12 protein-coding genes are annotated in these 18065 nt (G+C 73.5%); 10 read left to right on the top strand and 2 right to left on the bottom strand.

Going from position 1 to position 18065, the window contains the following annotated elements:
• Positions 1-26: 26 nt before the first annotated feature.
• From PVE36_RS08665 to PVE36_RS08645, 5 genes are read left to right on the top strand one after another with little or no spacing between them, the layout of a single operon-like run.
• Positions 27-4325, top strand: coding sequence for an alpha-(1->3)-arabinofuranosyltransferase family protein (locus PVE36_RS08665; RefSeq protein ID WP_277451634.1), 4299 nt, complete (start codon positions 27-29; stop codon positions 4323-4325).
• The gene (locus PVE36_RS08660; RefSeq protein WP_277451633.1) at positions 4322-5173 is read left to right on the top strand and encodes a glycosyltransferase family A protein; all 852 of its coding nucleotides are present in this window, start codon (positions 4322-4324) and stop codon (positions 5171-5173) included. The genes PVE36_RS08665 and PVE36_RS08660 overlap by 4 nt, the downstream gene beginning before the upstream one ends.
• A complete protein-coding gene (locus tag PVE36_RS08655; RefSeq protein ID WP_277451632.1) occupies positions 5170-6291 on the top strand; it encodes a glycosyltransferase family 4 protein in 1122 nt (373 codons plus the stop codon). Before PVE36_RS08660 ends, PVE36_RS08655 begins: the two co-directional genes overlap by 4 nt.
• Positions 6291-7979 carry a hypothetical protein gene (locus PVE36_RS08650; RefSeq protein WP_277451631.1) on the top strand — a complete coding sequence of 563 codons (1689 nt, stop codon included), beginning with the start codon at positions 6291-6293 and terminating at the stop codon, positions 7977-7979. The genes PVE36_RS08655 and PVE36_RS08650 overlap by 1 nt, the downstream gene beginning before the upstream one ends.
• 43 nt (positions 7980-8022) lie before the next feature.
• Positions 8023-8211, top strand: a complete 189-nt coding sequence (locus PVE36_RS08645; RefSeq protein ID WP_277451629.1) for a hypothetical protein — start codon at positions 8023-8025, stop codon at positions 8209-8211.
• A 79-nt stretch (positions 8212-8290) separates the two neighbouring features.
• Here the strand turns inward: PVE36_RS08645 and PVE36_RS08640 are convergent, their stop codons facing one another.
• Entirely contained in the window at positions 8291-9541 is a 1251-nt protein-coding gene (locus tag PVE36_RS08640; RefSeq protein WP_277451627.1) for a glycosyltransferase family 4 protein, read from the bottom strand.
• 97 nt (positions 9542-9638) lie between these two features.
• On the opposite strand from PVE36_RS08640, the gene PVE36_RS08635 reads away from it, so the two are divergent.
• Genes PVE36_RS08635 through PVE36_RS08625 form a run of 3 tightly spaced genes read left to right on the top strand, consistent with a single transcriptional unit; the run spans position 9639 to position 15242 of the window.
• Complete coding sequence (locus tag PVE36_RS08635; RefSeq protein WP_277451625.1) at positions 9639-10472, top strand: class I SAM-dependent methyltransferase; 834 nt, start codon at positions 9639-9641, stop codon at positions 10470-10472.
• Positions 10473-10479: 7 nt separating this feature from the next.
• Positions 10480-11202, top strand: a complete 723-nt coding sequence (locus PVE36_RS08630; RefSeq protein ID WP_277451624.1) for a class I SAM-dependent methyltransferase — start codon at positions 10480-10482, stop codon at positions 11200-11202.
• Positions 11169-15242 carry an alpha-(1->3)-arabinofuranosyltransferase family protein gene (locus PVE36_RS08625; protein WP_277451622.1) on the top strand — a complete coding sequence of 1358 codons (4074 nt, stop codon included), beginning with the start codon at positions 11169-11171 and terminating at the stop codon, positions 15240-15242. The genes PVE36_RS08630 and PVE36_RS08625 overlap by 34 nt, the downstream gene beginning before the upstream one ends.
• On the opposite strand, the gene PVE36_RS08620 is transcribed toward PVE36_RS08625, so the two are convergent.
• The gene (locus PVE36_RS08620) at positions 15133-16305 is read right to left on the bottom strand and encodes an acyltransferase (protein WP_277451619.1); all 1173 of its coding nucleotides are present in this window, start codon (positions 16303-16305) and stop codon (positions 15133-15135) included. The genes PVE36_RS08625 and PVE36_RS08620 overlap by 110 nt on opposite strands.
• An 83-nt stretch (positions 16306-16388) precedes the next feature.
• Here PVE36_RS08620 and PVE36_RS08615 point away from each other — a divergent pair, with 83 nt between their 5' ends.
• Positions 16389-17432: a GHMP kinase gene (locus tag PVE36_RS08615; protein WP_277451617.1), complete on the top strand. Its 1044-nt coding sequence runs from the start codon at positions 16389-16391 to the stop codon at positions 17430-17432.
• Positions 17429-18040, top strand: a complete 612-nt coding sequence (locus PVE36_RS08610; RefSeq protein ID WP_277451616.1) for an SIS domain-containing protein — start codon at positions 17429-17431, stop codon at positions 18038-18040. The genes PVE36_RS08615 and PVE36_RS08610 overlap by 4 nt, the downstream gene beginning before the upstream one ends.
• Positions 18041-18065: the final 25 nt, after the last annotated feature.

Below are 18065 nucleotides of genomic sequence, written 5' to 3'. Positions count from 1 at the left end.
AGAACCGGACGAGAGGAGACGTCAGCGTGCGCAGCCGGCTCCGGCTACCCCGCGCGGTCTCCGTGCGGGCGGTCTCCGTCATCCTCCTCGTGCTCCTGGCGGTCATCGTCTTCGCCAACAGCTGGGGTGTCTTCCAGACCGACATCAAACCAGAGGTCTACCTCAATCCCGGTGGGACGCTCCCGCGGTACCTCTCGGCCTGGACCTCCTCGCCCTATCTCGGGTCGCCGAACTTCAACGTCGGGCTGGTCCCGGTCCTCGCCACGACGGCGCTCCTGCGCGGCGTCGGTCTCGACCCCGAGATGGCCTTCAAGGTCTACCACCTCGTCCTCTGGGCGCTGGCCGCCTGGGGGGCCAACCGCCTCCTGCGCACCCTGGTGCCCGGGGCGGGCGTGTGGGCGGGCCTGCTCGCCGGTGTGGCCTACATCGCCAACCCCTACGCCGTTGCCGCCGGAAGCACGCTGGCGGTCGCCCTGCCGATGGCCCTGCTGCCGTGGTTGCTCCTCGCGGTGACGAAGTCGTTGCGCGACCCCTCGGGCTGGGTCTGGCCGGCGGCGGTGGGGCTGGTCTTCTTCGGCATGAGCGGGATGAACGTGGGCGTCGTCCCCGTCTACCAGCTCCTGCTGATCATCCCGGTGGCCCTCTACGTGCGCGCCGAGCAGGGCCTGGCATGGTCCCGGGTAGCGGTATCCCTCGGCAAGAGCGCCCTCTTCGTCATCGTCGTCTCCCTCTACTGGCTCATCCCGGGGGCTGCAGCCAGCGAGACGGGCAGCCGGATCGCGGCCGGGTCCGAGTCCCTCGACGGGATCGCCCGGACGAGCTCCTTCGTGGAGGTGCTTCGCGGCCTGGGGCTGTGGTCGTACTACGGCTCGGGGGACGCCGGACCCTGGCTACCGCAGTTCGCCCCGTACTTCGCGAGCGCCGTGATCATCCTGCTCACCATGCTCTGGCCGGCCCTGGCGCTGCTCTCGCTCAGGGTGGTGCCCACCCGGCTGGCGCGGTTGTCGGCGGTGGCCACCGGCATGGTCGCGGTGATCATGGTGGGGATCTACCCCGGGGGCAACGGCGGGTCCCCCTTCGCCGCGGTCCTGCGCTGGGCCCTCGAGGACGTCGGGCCGCTCGTCGCCTTCCGGACCACCAACAAGATCGGTGCCGGCCTCGCGCTGGCCTTCGCCCTGGTGATCGGGTGGGCCCTCACCCGCCTCGTGCCCGGCATGGTCCGCCGGCCCGGCGGTGCACCGATCCTCGGCACACTCGGTACGGCGACCGTGCTCGCCCTCGTCGCCCCCGCCGTGAGCGGCAATCTCTACGTCTCCGAGCTGGACGTGCCCGACTACTGGCAGGAGGCCGCTGACGCCGTCGACACGGGCGACCCCAACCACCGGGCGCTCCTGCTGCCCGGCCAGACGCGGTCCGACTACCGCTGGAGCCCCGAGCGGCCGGACGACCTGCCCAACTCCCTGCTCGAGCGTGACGCCGTCATCCCCGAGACGGTCCCGAACACCTCGCAGTGGGGAGGGAACTACCTCGCCGCGCTGAGCTCCACCCTGCAGTCGGGGACGTCCGGGAGCACGGACGTGTCCCCCTTCGCCCGCTACCTGGGGGTCGACCACGTCCTGCTGCGCCACGACGTGGAGTGGGAGGACTCCGGAGGTGCCCGCCCGGCCCACACCGCGCAGGCGCTGAGTGAGGACGAGGGCCTGCAGGGGCTGCGCAACTTCGGCCGGTCCGGGCAGAACATGTTCACCCGGTCGGTGCCGCCGCAGTCCCAGTCCGAGGCCCTCCTGCCGCCCCTGCAGCTGTACGGGGTCAAGGACTCCCGGGGGATGGTGCGGGCGACGCCCGCGACCGGCAGCGTCGTCGTCGCCGGTGACGCGTGGGCGATCCCACCGATGGCCCAGCAGGGGATCCTCGAGGGTTCGCCGGCGATGCGGTACGCGCAGGACCTCTCGACGAAGGAGCTCCGTCGTCTCCTCGAGCAGGATTCCCGGATGGTCCTCACGGACACCAACCAGCGTCGTGAGGCCATCACCAACCGGTTGACGGCGAACCAGGGAGCCGTGCTGCCACCGGAGGAGGAGCCGGTGATCACCCGGGCCCTCGGTGGGGCCGAGGACCAGAGCACGCTCGCCGCGAGTGGCGTGCTCGTCGAGGCGACCAGCGAGGGTGGTGCCTTCTTCGACCTCCCCCATGGCATGGCGGAGAACGCCGTCGACGGGGACCCGTCGACCTCGTGGCTCTTCGGCGACTTCCGACGCGCCGAGGGCGAGTCGCTCACCCTCCGGCTGCCGCAGGAGCGAACCCTGGACACGGTGACCATCGACACCACGGCGTTGGGTGACGCCTCGATCTCCGCCTTCGACGTCCGCGCCGGGGACGTCGCCCGGACCGTCGAGGTGGACGAGGAGGGCACCGCGACGGTCGACCTGGGAGGTGTGCGCACCGACGAGGTGGAGCTGACCGTCGCGGACCTCCAGGGCGAGGGCGTCAGCCTGGTGGGCGTGGCCGAGATCGACCTCGGCGACGACGACCTCGTCGCCGAGCGCGCGATCGAGACGCCGGACACCTTCTCGCGCCTCTACGGCGACCTGTCCGCCGACGAGCGACAGGCCTTCGGCGAGCTGCCGCTGGACGTGCTCTTCACCCGGGTCGACAACACCTCCGACCCCGGCGACGACACGGAGACGCAGCTGAGCCGCAACTTCACGCTGCCGGACGACCGGACCTTCGACGTCGCCGCCCGGGTGCGCGTCCGCGGTGACCTGGAGCTGGTGGCCGACCGCCTCTCCGGGAAGGACGACACCTACCGGGCCCGGTCCAGCAGGACCTACTTCGACTCGCTGGCCCGCCGTGCCTCCCAGGCTGCCGACCGGTCGACGGAGACCGCCTGGGTCCCGGGTGGGGACCTCACCGAGGCGTGGTGGCAGGTCACGGGGCCCCGGCGCGACATCTCCCGGGTGACCGTCACGCAGGAGCCCGGCCCCGGCGACGAGGACGACACCGCATGGGCGACCACCGCGACCGTGCTCGTCGACGGCGAGGAGGTCGCGACCGGGGATCTCGGCCCCGGCACGGACACGATCGAGCTGCCCCCCGGCACGAACGGCGAGAGCGTGCGCCTGCGGATCGACGAGGTGGACGAGTCGCGGGGAGACCGCCCGGCGAGCTTCGTGACCATCGACACCGGTGCCACGGTCACGGGAAGCGGGACCGAGCGACCGTGCGTCGCGGTCGCCACGCTCGACGGCGAGCCGGTACGCATGCGACCCGAGGACCCGGAGCAGATCGGTGGGACCGGGGGCTACGGCACGCCCTGGGTCGGGTGCGGCGAGCAGTCGCTCGTCTGGGGAGAGCACCGGTTGCGTCCCGTCGAGGACTTCCAGCTCGACGAGCTCAGCCTGCGCGACGTCGGAGGGAGCGAGGTCGCCGAGGAGGTGTCCTCGCCGGTCGTCGAGGTGGAGCGCGAGACCTTCACCTCGGCCATGACCGTCGACGTGGGCCGGGCGCAGGAGCCCTATTTCCTGTCCATCGGCCAGGGCTTCGACCCCCGGTGGAACGCCACCCTCGAGGACGGCACGGACCTGGGTGAGCCGGTCGTCGTCGACGGGTACGCCGTCGGCTGGTACGTCGACGACCTCGACGAGCACACCGTGCACATCGGGTACGGACCGCAGCGCCGGGCGAATGTCGCCCTGGTGCTCTCCGGCGTCGGCCTGCTCGTCGCCCTCGCGATAGTCTTCGCCCCGTTGGTGCGCCGCCGGGTGTCCAGCGTGCGCGCGGAGCGCGAGAGCGAGTGGAGCCGGGAGCCGGCCGCGCAGCCCGCGCCCTCGCGGGAGGACGACGCGTTCCTCACCGGCGACGTCCCCGGGGACGACCCGTTCTCACGTCCGGGGACGCCTCGCGCGGCGACGACCGGGGCGGAGTCGGGGCCCGACGTGCCGCGCCGTCCCGTCACCCGGGGCCTCGCCGAGGTGCTGAGGCGACGGCGCGGTGGTCGCCGCCTCGCGGCCGAGGTGGTGCTCGTGCTCGGGACGGCAGCGGTCACCGGTATCGGTGGTGGCCTGGCGGCGCTGGCGGTCGTGCTCCTCGCGCGGCGCACGGATCCGCGGCCCGGACTCCTCATCACGGTCGGCTCCGGGCTCGTCCTGCTCTCGGCCGTGGTCTTCGTCCTGTACGCCGCCGTCGTCACCGACACCTTGGGTACCGTCGATGCCGATGCGGTCAAGTCGGCACTCGTGCCCCACCACATCGCCGGTGCCGGACTCGTGCTCGCGGTCCTCGGTACCTTCATGCGCCACGACGAACCAGAGGAGCCCGACCCGTGACCGGACCAGTGGAGCAGCATCGCGCGGACTCCGTGACCGTCGTCGTGCCGACCCGCAACAACCTGCGGACCATCGAGGCGTGCCTGCGCTCGGTCACCGACCAGACGCACCCGCACGTCGAGCTGATCGTCGTGGACAACCACAGCAGCGACGGCACCCGCCCGGTCGCCGAGGGCATCGCCGACCGGGTCATCATCGCCGGTCCGGAACGATCGGCCCAGCGCAACACGGGGGTGCGGGCGGCGACGTCCGAATGGGTGCTGTGGCTCGACAGCGACATGATCCTGCCGCCGCGGACGATCGCCCTGGCGCTGGAGACGGCACACGCGACGGGCGCGACGGGGATCGCCCTGCCCGAGCGCACGATCGGCGACGGCTTCTGGACGGCCTGCCGTGCCCTGGAGCGTGAGTGCTACCTCGACGACCCGTGGCTGCACAACCCGAGGCTGGTCCGGCGTGACTACCTCCTCGGGGAGGGCGCCTTCCACCCGGACATGTCCGGGCCGGAGGACGCCGACCTGCGGATGAAGATGCGCGCGACCGGCGCCGGCATCGAGCTGGCGCCGATCATCATCGACCACGACGAGGGCCGGCTCACGATCGCCGACGTCATGCGCAAGCGGTACTACTACGGCCGCAGCATTCCCGCCTTCGCCCAGGAGCACGACGGTGCGGTGACGGCGCAGGGCCGGGCCGTCCTGAGGTCGTACGTGCGCAACCACCGCCGCCTGCTCAGGCGCCCCGGGCACGCCGCGGGGATGGTCCTGCTGCGGGCACTGGAGGCCGGCGGCTACGCCCTCGGTGCCCGCCGGGGCCGGCGTGACCGGGTCGCGCGGGCGGCACGATGAGCGTCGGGGACGACGAGCTCCGGCGCATGCTCTGGGTCTCGCTGCCCGACCAGCGGGCCCGGCGTGAGCTGTACTGGATGTCGCGCATGTCCGGCACGCAGGTGAGGGCCATGGCCCGCCAGGAGCCAGTGGGGGACGTCGACTGGATCCCCAGCACCTACCGGCGACCGATCAAGCGCTTCGTCGAGGCGGGGGCGCTCGCCTGGGTCAGGGGCCTGGACGAGCAGGACCCGGGGGACTACGACTGGGTGGCCTCGCTCGAGCTCTGCTCGCTCGTCACCGGCCAGGCGTCGGCATGGCGCCGCGCGGCACGCACCGCCGGCTCGCCCCGTCCGCTGCAGGCCGTGATCACGTGGGAGAACCTCCCCGACCAGCCCCTGTACCGGATCCCGCCCTACCGGCAGGCGCTGAACTCCTGCCGTGACGCCGACCTGCTCCTGTGCATGGTCGACGCGGCCAGGGACCACCTGCTGGCCAACGGCTTCGACGAGGAGCTGATCCGGGTCGTCAAACCCGGTGTCGACACGCAGCTGTTCCACCCGGCGCGGACGCCGACGGAGGAGCCGGTCGTCGTCTTCGCCTCGCCCCTGGCGGAGAACAAGGGCATCGACCGCGTCCTGGAGGCCATGAGGATCGTGCGTCGCTCGATCCCTGAGGCGCGGTTGCGGGTCGCCGGCAGGGGTCCGCTGGAGCACCTCGTGCGGGCCGAGGCGGACGACCCGCGCAGCGGGGTCGAGCTCATGGGGTCGCTCGACACCGGTTGTGTCGCCGAGCTGATGCGCTCCGCGGCCGTCTTCACGACGGCGCCACGTCCGACCTGGAAGTGGACCGAGCAGCTGGGCCTGGCCTACCTCGAGGCCCTCGCCAGCGGGCTGCCGATCGTCACGACCCGGTGCGGCACGAACGACGAGGCGGTCCACCCGCCGAACCATCTCGTGGAGGACTCGGCGGAGGCCCTGGCCGAGGGGCTCCTCCACCACCTGTCCGACCCGGCGCGCCGGGTCGCGGTCGGAGCGGCCAACCGACGCCACGCCGTGGCGCACCACGACCTGGCGACCCAGTGCGTGGCCATGGGGGAGGCCTTCAGCGAGGTCGAGGCACTGCACCGGTCCCGCTGATGGACACCGCGCGCGCCCGGGTGCGCCCGGGGACCATCGGGGGAGTGGTCGGCCTCGTGCTCGGCCTCCTCGTCCTCGGGCCCGCCCTCGCGCCGGGCTACACGCTGCACTACGACCTCGTCCTCGTCCCCGACCCACCGCTGTCGGCGCGCACCCTGGGCACCGACGGGAGCGTCCCCCGCGCGGTGCCGAACGACCTGCTCGTCGCGCTCGCCTCCGTGGCCCTGCCGGGATGGTTGGTGCAGAAGATCGTCCTCCTGGGCAGCTTCGTCCTCGGCGGTGCCGGGGCCGGCCGGCTGGCCACCACCGGCGCGGGGGCCGTCGCCGCGGCGACCTGGTGGTCGTGGAACCCCTGGGTGGGTGAACGCCTCGGCATCGGTCACTGGGGCTACCTCGTCGGCTTCGCCCTGCTCCCGTGGGTCCTGCTGGCCGCGGCCCGTCTGCGGTCCTCGGGGAAGGGGGTCGCTGCCCTCGTCGCGACCCTCACCGCATCCGCCCTCGCCGGCTCGACCCCGGGGATCCTCGCGACCCTCCTCGCGGCGGTCGTCGTGCTCACCCCGGGGGGACCCGGGCGGCCACGCCCGCGGCACCTCGCCATCGTCGTCGGCACGGCCCTGCTGGCCAATGCCTCCTGGTGGTACCCCTTCCTGCGGTCCGCCTCCCATGCGGCCGACCCCGACGGGGCGAGCGCCTTCGCCGCGGCGGCGGACACCCCCTTCGGCGCCCTCGGCTCCCTGGTCCTCGGCGGCGGCCTCTGGCACGAACGGACGTGGTTCGTCGAGCGCACGACCTGGCCGGTGGCCACGGGCGCGCTCCTCGCGGTCCTCGCCCTGCTCCTGCTCTGCCTCCGGGGCAGGCAGTGGTGGGCAGACCCCCTGTCCCGGGGGGCCACGGCTGCGGGTGCGCTGGGGTTGGTGCTGGCGGGGCTGGCGGTCCTGCCCGGCGGTGCCACCCTCATGGAGGCGGTGGTGACCTCCGTCCCCGGCGGGGGGATCCTGCGTGACGCACAGAAGTTCGCCGCGCTGTGGGTGCTCCTCGTCGCCGTCGCCTCCGCGCAGGTCGTCGACCGCATCCGGCTGCGCCGGCTGCCGGTGGTCCTGCTCGCCGTCGCCGTGGTCTGGCCGGTGGCCACCCTCCCGACGCTGGCGTGGGGCCACTCGGGGACCTGGGGCAGCGTCGGCTGGCCGCAGGAGGTCGAGACCGTCACCGCCGAGCTGTCGACCTCGGGCGAGGCGGTGGCGGTCTTCCCGTGGTCGACGTACCGGCGCTACGACTGGAACGAGGACCGGGTCGTCCTCGACCCCTGGAACCGGCTGCTGCCGCAGCGCGTCGTCTCCGACGACCGACTCGCCCTCCGCGGGGCGCCGACGGTCGCGGGGGAGGATCCGGCAGCGGCCGCAGTGACCGAGTCGCTGGCCACGGGAGGCGAGGTGACCGAGGTCCTGGAGCAGGAGGGCGTGCGGTGGGTCGTCATCCAGACGGACCAGCCGACCCCGCCCGGGTCGGTGCCGGACCTGCCCGGTCGACCGGTGCTCGTGGCCGGGGACCTCGAGGTCCACGACCTCGGGCCGGCCCCGGTCACGACGGCGCCCACCGACCCGGCGGCGGCCGCCGGCCTGGCCGGTACGCTGCTGGCCGTCCTCGTGTCCATCGCTCTGGGGGTGCGGTCCCGCCGCGTCGGGACGTGACACAGGACGCAACTGTCGCGCCGTAGTGACTCGTGGGTTTACCATGGGCAAAAGACATCCACTCCTGGAGGGCTCTGCAGTGAACACCGGCTCGAAGAAGATCGCCTACAACGTCGGCGGAACCGTTCTGGGCGCGCTCGTCGCGGCCCTGGCCATCTTTGGCATCGTCCAGTCCCAGAACAACGCATCCATCCCGCAGGAGAACCAGCAGGTCATCAACTACAACAGCTGACCCGCACGACGAAGGGGGCCGTCCGCCGGAGCGGACGGCCCCCTTCGCGTCGTCCTGACGGGGAGCGGGGGCTCCCACGTCAGGACGCGATGGCCTCCAGCTCCTCCTCGAGGGCGCCGTCGGCGGCCGCCTCTGGTGGACGGGTGGCGATGAGGGCGTCGAGGTCGATGACGTCGTCGCGGTACCGGTCGGCGTGGCCGATGACGGACGCGATCACCGACTCCAGACGTCGTCCGGTGCGGCCCCAGTCGAAGGAGCTGGCGTAGAGGCGGGCCGTGCGGCCCAGGGTGCGCCGGAGCACGGGGTCGTCGATGAGGTCGATCACGTGCTCCTCGAACTGCTCGACCGAGTCCGCCAGCAGACCGGTGCGGCCGTGCACGATCGACTCGCTCGGACCGCCGGCGAAGGAGTAGGCGACGGCCGGGGTGCCGTGCAGGCCGGCCTCGACGATCGTCAGGCCCCACCCCTCCTTGTGCGAGGGCATGACGACGGCCCACGCGCGCGCCAGCAGTTCGTGCTTGACCGGCTCGTCGACGAAACCGTGGAGGTGGACGCGGTCGGCCACACCACGCTCCTGGGCGTGCTTGGCGATCTCCGCCTCCCAGTAGCCGCCGCCGACGACGTGCAGCTCGAGGTCGGGATGGGTCGCCGCGCGCGAGGCGAGGATGTCGACGGCCTGCTCGACGTGCTTGTGCGGCACGAGGCGACCCAGGAAGAGGATCGAGGGGCTCTCGGTGCGCTCGAGGGCCGCGAAGCGGTCCAGGTCCTCCGGTCGGTCGTTGCCGGAGTAGACGAGGTCGACCCGGCCGGGGTCGACACCCAGGCCCGCGAGCTCGTCGCGGGTGGACTTCGAGACCGTGACGTACCGGTTCCTGCGGTAGACCCAGGGCGCGACCTTCGACTCCAGGAGCCACCCCAGGCGTGCCACGGACTCGTTGAACACGGCACCCCACTGCTCGCGGTGGACGTGGTGGACGATGTTGATGACCGGGGTCCTCGACACCAACGGCGACCAGAAGGGCACGCCGTTCTGCACGTCGAGCACGATGTCGTAGTCGCGGCCGTGGCGCAGCAGGTGCCACATCCCGTGCAGGTAGACGCTGAACTTGGAGCCGCGGCGGACGACCTGCACGTCGCCGTGCCGTGTGCGGGGGCTGGCACCGGGGTAGGACGCGGTGAAGATCGTCACCTGGTGGCCCTGCCGGGTGAGGACCTCGGAGGTCCGCTCGGTGAAGGTCTCGGCCCCGCCCGCTTCCGGGTTCTCGCGGTCGCGCCAGGACAGGTACAGCACCCGAAGGGGGGTCTTCGGCGAGGTCCTGCTCGTCGTCATCGTCTCTCCTTGCCGACGCCGGGAGATCCGGCGCCGACAGTAGGCTACTGCCGTGAGTTACCCAACGGTAGGCCAAACGTCCCGATCGCAGTGTGAGATGTGCGGCTCTGTCGTCCTCGGCGAGGCCTTCAGGGGTGGGTGCGTCCTCGACCGGTGCACCCGGTGCGGCCACCTCGCGCGCGATCTCCGGCGCTGTCCGGCCGACCACCGTGACCTCGCCTACGGGGGCGAGCCCACCCTCGACCGGATCCGTCTGGACCTGACCCACCGGGAGCTGGTGCGTGACGGCCTTCCCGCCCGTGTCCTCGAGATCGGGTACGGGTCGGGCGCCCTCCTGCGCCGCTTCCTCGACGACGGCGCCGAGGTCTCCGGCGTCGACCCGGACCAGCTGCTCGTCGACGTGGACCCGGTGGTGCGGGCCCGTGGCGACCTGCGCGTGGGCGGGATCGAGGACGCGTCGGCGCTGCCGGGCGAGCAGGACCTCGTCTACGGTGTCCACGTGCTCGAGCACGTGGAAAACCCCCACCGGGCCCTCGCGGTCTCCCACGACCTGCTGCGTGCGGGCGGGCGGGTGAGCTTCCTCACCCCAGCCGGTGACAGCACGGCCCTCGATCGCTACGGGGCGGCCTGGTGGATGCTCGAGGACCCGACGCACGTGCGGTTCTTCACGGCCGACTCGCTGGCGCGGGCGGCCGAGGCCGCGGGCTTCGTCGACATCGAGGTCCGTCGCCTCCTGCTCGACAGCCTCAGCGTCGACGCCGCGAGCGTGGCCCGGGCTCTGCGACCGCGCCCGCGACCCCATGGCGTGCTCGGCTCGAGGGCCGTGGTGGCCGCCGCGGTCGCGAGCCTGCCCCTCGTCCTCGCCCAGCGCCTCGTGCGGCCACGGACGCGGCCCACGCTGCAGCTGCTCGCCCGTCGGCCAGGGTGGTGAGGTGCCGATGACCAGCCCGCCTGCCGCGCACCGTGGGATCCGGCGTTCGGTGCGCCTCTTCGCGGCCTTCCTCGTCGAGCAGACGGACCCGCACCGCTTCTACTCGGAGCTGGCCGCGGACTCGATCGACCTCCTGCGGGAGCACACCGACCTGCGCGGGCGGACGGTGCTGGACGTCGGCGCGGGGCCGAGCGAGTTCGCGCAGGCCTTCCACGACGAGGGGGCGCGCTACCTCCCCCTCGACCACGACGCGACGGTCGCCTCCGTGAGGGAGCAGGGTGTGGTTGGGGACGCCCGGCAGCTGCCGCTGGCCGACGGCTCGGTCGACGTCGTCTTCTCGAGCAACATGTGGGAGCACGTCCCGGACCCCGAGGCCGTGGCCGACGAGCTGTTGCGCGTCACCCGGCCCGGCGGGATCGTCTTCCTCTCCTACACCAACTGGCTCTCGCCCTGGGGTGGGCACGAGACCTCGCCCTGGCACTGGCTCGGGGGCCAGCGAGCCATGCGCCGCTACGAGCGCAAGCACGGGCACCCGCCGAAGAACCGGGTCGGTGAGACCCTCCACCGAGTGTCGGTGCGCCAGGGCCTGGAGTGGTCACGGTCGGCGGACGCCGACGTCCTCGCGGCCCGCCCGCGCTACCTGCCCGACTGGTGCGCGCCGATCGTGCGGTTGCCCGGCATCCGCGAGGTCGTCACGTGGAACCTCCTGCTCGTCCTCCGGCGGCGATGACCGCGGCAGGGGACACCGGGTCGACGACGGACGACGCGGGACCGGTCGAGGAGGTCCGGCGGCGGGTGCAGCGACTCGCGGCGACGGTGCTCGTGGGCGTCCTGCCGTGGCTCATCGCCCCCGGCCGCCTCCAGCCCGACACCAAGACCGACCTCGTGCTCGCGCCCGCCCGGTACCTCCGGCGCGCCCTGTGGGCGTGGAACGACCACACCGGCATCGGCGAGCTGCAGAACCAGGCCTACGGCTACCTCTGGCCGATGGGCACCGTCTTCCTCGCCGGCGACGCGGTCGGGCTGTCGGGCTGGGTCACCCAGAGGCTCTGGTGGACCCTGCTCCTCGTCGTCGCCTTCGTGGGTGCGGAGAGGCTCGCCCGCCGCGTGGTCGGTCTGCCGACGGTGCCCGCACTGGTCACCGGCGCCGTCTTCGCCCTGTCGCCGCGGGTGCTCACGGTCCTGGCCGAGATCTCCGTCGAGGTGTGGCCGTACGCGCTGGCGCCCTGGCTGGTGCTCGCCGCCGACCGGATGGTCGGCCCCGGCAGCGGACCGGCGGCCCGCCGTGGCGGCGCCGCGGCCACCGGGCTCCTCACGGCCTGCCTCGGTGGGGTCAACGCCACGGTCTCCCTCGTCGCCCTCGTGCCGGCTGCGGCATGGATCGTCCTCGCGCCGGCCGGCCGCCAGCGGGGGCGGGCCCTGTCGTGGTGGCTGGTCGCGGCCGCCTTGGGCGCCCTGTGGTGGCTCGGGCCGCTCGTCGTCCTCGGGCGCTACTCCTATCCCTTCCTCGACCACATCGAGGTCGCCGCCACGACGACGGCCGTGGCCTCGGTGACCAACGTGCTGCGGGGGACCGAGCACTGGATCGCCTTCATCCTCACCGCCGGGGACCACCCGACGTGGCAGAGCGGGTGGGTCCTGGCGCAGTCGGTCACCGCGATCATCGCGACGACGGTGCTCGCGGGGCTCGGGCTCGCCGGCCTCCTGCGGCGGCGGTCCGAGCCGCTCACGACCGAGGACGAAGGGGGGTCCGCCCACCACACGCGGTGGGCCGTCGTGCTGGTCCTCCTGGGCGCGGTCACCATGACGATGGGCCGGACGGGCGCCGCCTCGGGGATCCTCGCCGAGCCGGTCCAGGACCTGCTGGACGGGACGCTCGCCCCCTTCCGCAACGTCCACAAGGCCGACCTGCTCGTGCGGCTGCCGGTCGCCGTCGGCGTCGGTCTGCTGAGCCACTGGGCGACCCGGGTCGACCGGGGTGCGGGACCCGTCGTCCGCCGGGTCGTCGTGGTCACCACGGTCCTCGCACTCGTCGGGGCGCTGTCGCCGGTGTGGCAGGGGCGGGTCGGCGACGCCTGGGCGCCGGACACCATCCCCGCGGCCTGGTCGCAGACGGCCGCGCGGGTCGATGCCCTGGCCGAGGAGGACGGTGGAACGACCCTGGTCCTGCCCGGCGCGCGGACGGCCGACTTCACCTGGGGTCGCGTCACCGACGAGCCGCTGCGGGCCCTTGCGTCCTCGCCGGTCCTCGTCCGGGCCGCCGCACCGCTGGGGCATCCGGGGGCCACCCGCGTGCTCGACCATGTGGACGCGCTCACGGCCACCGGGCGCAGCCAGCCGCAGCTGGCCGCGGGCCTGCGCCGGATGGGGATCTCGCGCGTCGTCGTTCGCGGTGGGCTGCGGTCGGACCTCGCGACCGTGGACCCGCGACAGGTCGCCGCCACCCTCGAGGCGTCCCCGGGGCTGAGGCGGACCTGGTCCCACGGGGAGGGCAGTGAGGAGATCAGCATCTGGCGTCTCGAGGAGCCGGCGTCCCCGGCGACCGCCGTCCCGACCGACGCCGTGGTCACTGCGGCGGCATCGCCCGAGGGGTGGTTCTCCCTCGTCGCGGCGGGGCTCCTCGACCCCGAGTCGGTGATGCGCCGGCCCACCGCGGACCGGCCGGCCGAGGTGCGCACCGACACCCTTCGGTGGCAGGCGCTCAACTCCGGCCGCCCGCCGGCCAGTGGCAGCGGCCCGACCCTGGCCGCCGGGGACGCCCGGCCCGCGCTCGTGGGCAGCCGGGCACTCACCGGCCCGGCGACGGACGAGGAGGACGCGACCCGGGGGTGGACGACCCGTTTCTGGACCGGCCTGTCCGGGATCGTCACCAGCTCCAGTGCGGCGTCCCCCTTCGCCCCTGCCCGGCGGAGCGCGGGGGAGGGCGCACCTGCGCTCGTCGACGGGGACCCGGAGACCGCATGGGTCAGCGGTGACGGCGCCGCGACGCAGCAGATCACCCTCCACCTCGACGAGTCCGCCTCCCCGGACGAGGTGCTCGTCCACGAGGCGTGGGGCGGCGACCTCGCACGTCTCGTCGCGGTGTCCGTCGACGGCGAGGAGGGGACCCGCCCGGAGGGCTCGATGACCTGGCGCGTCCCCCTCGACGGCACCGAGCGCGACGAGGTGACGATCGACCTGCGCACGCAGCCGGAGGGTGACGGTGACGACGCCCGCCCGGTGGGCGTCCGCGAGGTCGAGCTCGGCGGAGGGCCGGACCTCGGCACGGGTCTCGAGCTGCCCCCGGGCACCGGTCCGGTCCTGCTCACCCGGGACCCGAGGGCCGGTGCCGACCTCACCGCTGGGGAGGACCCGAGCACCCTCGTGCGTCGCGTCGGGGACCTCCCGAGGGCGCGGATCTCGGCCACCGTGCGCATCCGACCCGGTCCGGCCGGGCAGGACCTGGTCGCCGCGCCGTGGCGGTTGCACGGCAGCACCCTCCCGGACGGCTTCGCCTCGTCGTCGGACCTCGAGCACTGGCCCGTCGCCGCCCTCGACGGCGACCCGGACACCCGGTGGACCCCCGCGTCCGGGGTGACCGACCCCGTCCTGGCCATCGATCTCGGGTCCGAGCAGGAGGTCGGGACCATCCGCCTCGACCGGGACGTCGGTCGGGTCACCGTGGCGACCGACTCCGAGCGCCACGTACTGCCGGGCGGGACCACCCTGACGATCCCGCGGCAGCGGACACGGCACCTCGCCCTGACCTTCTCCCGACCACCCGGGCTGGCCGCGTGGTCGGCACCGGAGGTGAGCGTGCCGGGGACCGACGGGCCGCAGGAACAGGTCCGGCTGGACTGCTCCCTGGCGGGCGCCGTCGGTCGCGAGGACGGTCGCATCGGTCTCTCCCTGAGCGCACCACGGCAGTCCCTCATCGCCGGCGAGGCCGTCCCCGCCACGGCGTGCGGTGACCTGCCGGCCGGCGACGGGACGGTCACGGCCGTCGCCGTCCCCGGACTCGTGGCCGAGAGGGTCGCGCTGGTCCCCCGGGACTGGACGACCCCCGAGGTGACCGGGGCGCGGACCGTTGACAGTGACCGCGGGCACGCCGGCAGTTGGACCCTCGACGTCGGGCCGGGGGAGCGCTCTCTGCTCGTGCTCAGCCAGGGCGCGAACGAGGGCTGGCGGGCCACCGCGGACGGCGAGCGCCTGCGGGCGACCACCGTCGACGGGTGGCGCCAGGCGTTCGTCCTGCCCGAGGGGTCCGCGACGACGGTCGACGTCGAGTTCACGCCGAACGGCACCCACCGGCTCGCGCTGGCCCTCGGTGCCCTCGCGGCCGTGCTCCTCCTGCTGTGGGGAGTCGTGGAGCTGGTCCTGCACCGGCGCAGGCGGTCCGTCCCCGCCCTCCCGCAGGCCACCCTGACGACCCCGACCGCGCGACCGGCGGTCGCCGGACGTGGTCCGATCGTGGTCGGTCTCCTGGCCGCGGCGGCCGTCGGGATCGTCGTGGCCGGTCCGCTCGGTCTGCTCACGGCCGTGCTGGGGGCGCTCGTACCCGTGCGCTTCCGGGCGGTCGCGGTGGCGCTGGTGCTCGCCGGGGCCGGGGTGGGCCTGTCCGTCCTCGGTGTCGCAGAGCGTCAGTCGACCGGGGCCTGGGTGGCGCAGGCCCTGGGGGCCTTCACCCTCGGGGTGCTGGCTGCGGCGCTGGTGCGTGCCGGCGTCGGTGGGCCCGGGCCAGCACCGGGCGCTCCAGCAGGCTCCACGAGAGGTGCGCCAGACCCAGACTGACCACGGTGGTCAGCACCAGGGTGAGGACGAAGGGGGCGGCGAAGAGCTGCAGGTCGAGGACCGCGAAGCTGACCTGGAGCACGAGGACGTGCCAGAGGAAGACGGCGTAGGAGGTGTCGCCCAGCCACCGGGCCGGTCCGGCGAGCGGTGAGTCGGTGAGCAGCTCCGTCAGTCCGCGGGTGGTCGCGACGAGGAGCAGGCACCCGGCGACGAGCCCGTAGAGGGCCTCGGCCGCGACCGACTCGGCGCCACTCGCCGGCTCGAGGCCCCGGGGTCCGGCCACGTCCGTCGACGCGACCAGCCAGAGCACGCCGGCGAGGACGAGCAGGGTCCCGGGACTCGTTCGCAGGAACTCCACGGAGGGGCGCCGGGTGACCGGGTGGCCCGCCTGCTCGGCCTCGATGACGACCGTGACGGCGGTCCCGAGGGCGAACCACGCGGCGTGCCCGGCCGCCGAGGTGCCGAGGACGCCTGCGGGGTCGGGGTTCGGCAGCAGGCCGGTGAGGCCCTGGCCGAGCAGTCCGACGACGGCGACGACCCCGCAGGCCGCGAGCAGCCGGCGGGCGGTCGCCGTGGGGGTGGCCGCCCTCGTCGGCCGGGCCAGCAGGAGGGCGGCGAGGGGGAGGAGGAGGTAGAACGTGACCTCGGTCGTCAGGCTCCACGTCTGGGTGAAGGACTGGAAGGTGCGACCCGTCCAGCCCTGCCCGATGACGAGGTGGACGAGCACCGTCGGGACGTCGAGCACGTCCGCCGCCGCCCCACCGAGCACGGCGGCCGCGGCGACGACACCGGCGAGCGCGAGCAGGTAGGCCGGCATGATCCGCGCCGCTCGACGGACGAGGTAGGTGCCGAGCGACCACCGGGCCGGTCGGCCGAGCGCCCGCCGGACGAAGGGGGCGGACAGCAGGAAGGCCGACAGCGCGAAGAAGACCGCGACCCCGAGCTCACCGCGGGCGGCGAGCCCACCGACGACGCCCTCGCTGCTCTTCCCGGTCCAGAAGGCGACGTGGGACAGCAGCACGAGCCAGGCCGCGACCGCGCGGAGCAGGTCGAGGCCGAGCATGCGTGGCCGGGCGTGCGGATGCGTGTCGATGTCGTCACCTACTATTCGGTATCACTCGATTGTGCTCCATGAGAGGGAGATCCATGACCGTGCGCCCGGTACTGCGTGCCCGTGCGCCCCTTCGGGTCAGCTTCGCCGGAGGTGGCTCCGACGTGGCGCCGTTCCCGGAGCGCGAAGGGGGAGCGGTCCTCAGCGCCACGATCGGCAGCTACGCCTACGCGACGCTGCGGCCGCGCGACGACGGGCACATCACCGTCGAGTCGCACGACTACGGCACCTCCATCGGCTACGACGTGGGCGCGCCGCTCGAGCTCGACGGCGAGCTGGACCTGCCCAAGGCGGCGATCGCGAGGATCATGGCGCTCGAGGGGGCGATGGCCTCGGACGGCTTCGACCTCTTCCTGCACACCAACGCCCCGCCCGGGTCGGGTCTGGGCAGCTCGAGTGCCGTGATGGTGGCCGTCATCGACCTCGTCGGCCGTCACTGCGGACTCGACCTGGGACCGTACGAGATCGCCGAGCTCGCCTACCGCCTCGAGCGCGAGGACCTCGCGATCCCCGGTGGCTCCCAGGACCAGTACGCCGCCGCCTTCGGCGGCTTCAACTTCATGGAGTTCCGCACCGACGGCCAGGTCGTCGTCAACCCCCTGCGCGTGCGTCCCGACACCGTGCACGAGCTGGAGCACAACATGCTCCTCGCGTACACCGGACGCACCCGGGTCAGCGACCACATCATCGAGGACCAGGTCGCGCGCTACGAGACCGGGAACGTCGACGCCGTGGCCGGTCTGCGGGCCCAGCGCGACCTCGCCGACGCCATGCGCGTCGCCCTGCTGAGGGGACGGGTCGACGAGGTCGGTCACCTGCTCGGCGAGGCGTGGCGCGAGAAGCAGCGCATGTCCTCGCGCATCACCACCCCGCTCATCACGCAGGCCGTCGACCGGGCCATGCACAGCGGTGCGCTCGGGGGCAAGGTCACGGGAGCCGGGGGCGGTGGCCACCTGATCTTCATCTGCGAGTTCGAGCGGCGCCACGTCGTCGCCGACGCCCTGATCGACCTGGGCCTGTCGGTCTCGGAGTTCACCTTCACCAAGCACGGCGTCACCACGTGGAAGGGCAGGCAATGACCACCGACGACACCACGGCGAGCGACGACGTCCCGGCGCGACTGGACGCCGGGATCGCGGCGTGGGGTGAGCTGGCGACCCGGGTCGCCGCCCCCGAGCTGCGCGAGCCCGCGCTCGAGGCCGGCCGTGCGGTGCTGGCGGCCCTGCGCTCCGGGCGGACGCTCCTCGTCGCCGGCAACGGCGGCAGTGCCGCGATCTCCAGCCACGTCGCCGCGGAGTTCCTCGGCAAGTGCGTCGCCGACCGTCACCCGCTGCCGGCCATCAGCCTGGCCGAGTCACACTCCTCGCTGACCGCGATCGGCAACGACTACGGTTTCGACCAAGTCTTCTTGCGGGGGGTGCAGGCCTTCGGCCGACCCGGGGACGTCCTCCTCGCGATGTCCACCTCGGGCAGCAGTCCCAACATCGTCGCCGCGCTCGCGGAGGCGCGCTCACGCGGTCTCGTCACGATCCTCATGACCGGGGCGAAGGGGGCCGGCCTGGCCGAGCACGCCGACCACCTCCTCGTCGTGCCTTCGCAGGAGACACCGCGGATCCAAGAGGTCCACCTGCTCTGGGCGCACTCCTGGTGCGAGGCGGTCGACCACGCGATGCAGGAGCCGGGCTGATCCCGCAGCCGTGGTGGTTCGGTCC

It is taken from the genome of Janibacter sp. DB-40, assembly GCF_029510815.1.
Classification (GTDB): Bacteria; Actinomycetota; Actinomycetes; order Actinomycetales; family Dermatophilaceae; genus Janibacter.
Note: the sequence above shows the minus strand (reverse complement) of the source record. Positions and strands in the feature narration are given on the sequence as shown.

Coding starts and splice junctions, on each gene's coding strand:
- PVE36_RS08635 (WP_277451625.1), top strand. CDS start 9,639: ATGTGCGGCTCTGTCGTCCTCGGCGAGGCCTTCAGGGGTGGGTGCGTC.
- PVE36_RS08610 (WP_277451616.1), top strand. CDS start 17,429: ATGACCACCGACGACACCACGGCGAGCGACGACGTCCCGGCGCGACTG.
- PVE36_RS08615 (WP_277451617.1), top strand. CDS start 16,389: ATGACCGTGCGCCCGGTACTGCGTGCCCGTGCGCCCCTTCGGGTCAGC.
- PVE36_RS08630 (WP_277451624.1), top strand. CDS start 10,480: ATGACCAGCCCGCCTGCCGCGCACCGTGGGATCCGGCGTTCGGTGCGC.
- PVE36_RS08640 (WP_277451627.1), bottom strand. CDS start 9,541: ATGACGACGAGCAGGACCTCGCCGAAGACCCCCCTTCGGGTGCTGTAC.
- PVE36_RS08620 (WP_277451619.1), bottom strand. CDS start 16,305: ATGCTCGGCCTCGACCTGCTCCGCGCGGTCGCGGCCTGGCTCGTGCTG.
- PVE36_RS08655 (WP_277451632.1), top strand. CDS start 5,170: ATGAGCGTCGGGGACGACGAGCTCCGGCGCATGCTCTGGGTCTCGCTG.
- PVE36_RS08645 (WP_277451629.1), top strand. CDS start 8,023: ATGGGCAAAAGACATCCACTCCTGGAGGGCTCTGCAGTGAACACCGGC.
- PVE36_RS08650 (WP_277451631.1), top strand. CDS start 6,291: ATGGACACCGCGCGCGCCCGGGTGCGCCCGGGGACCATCGGGGGAGTG.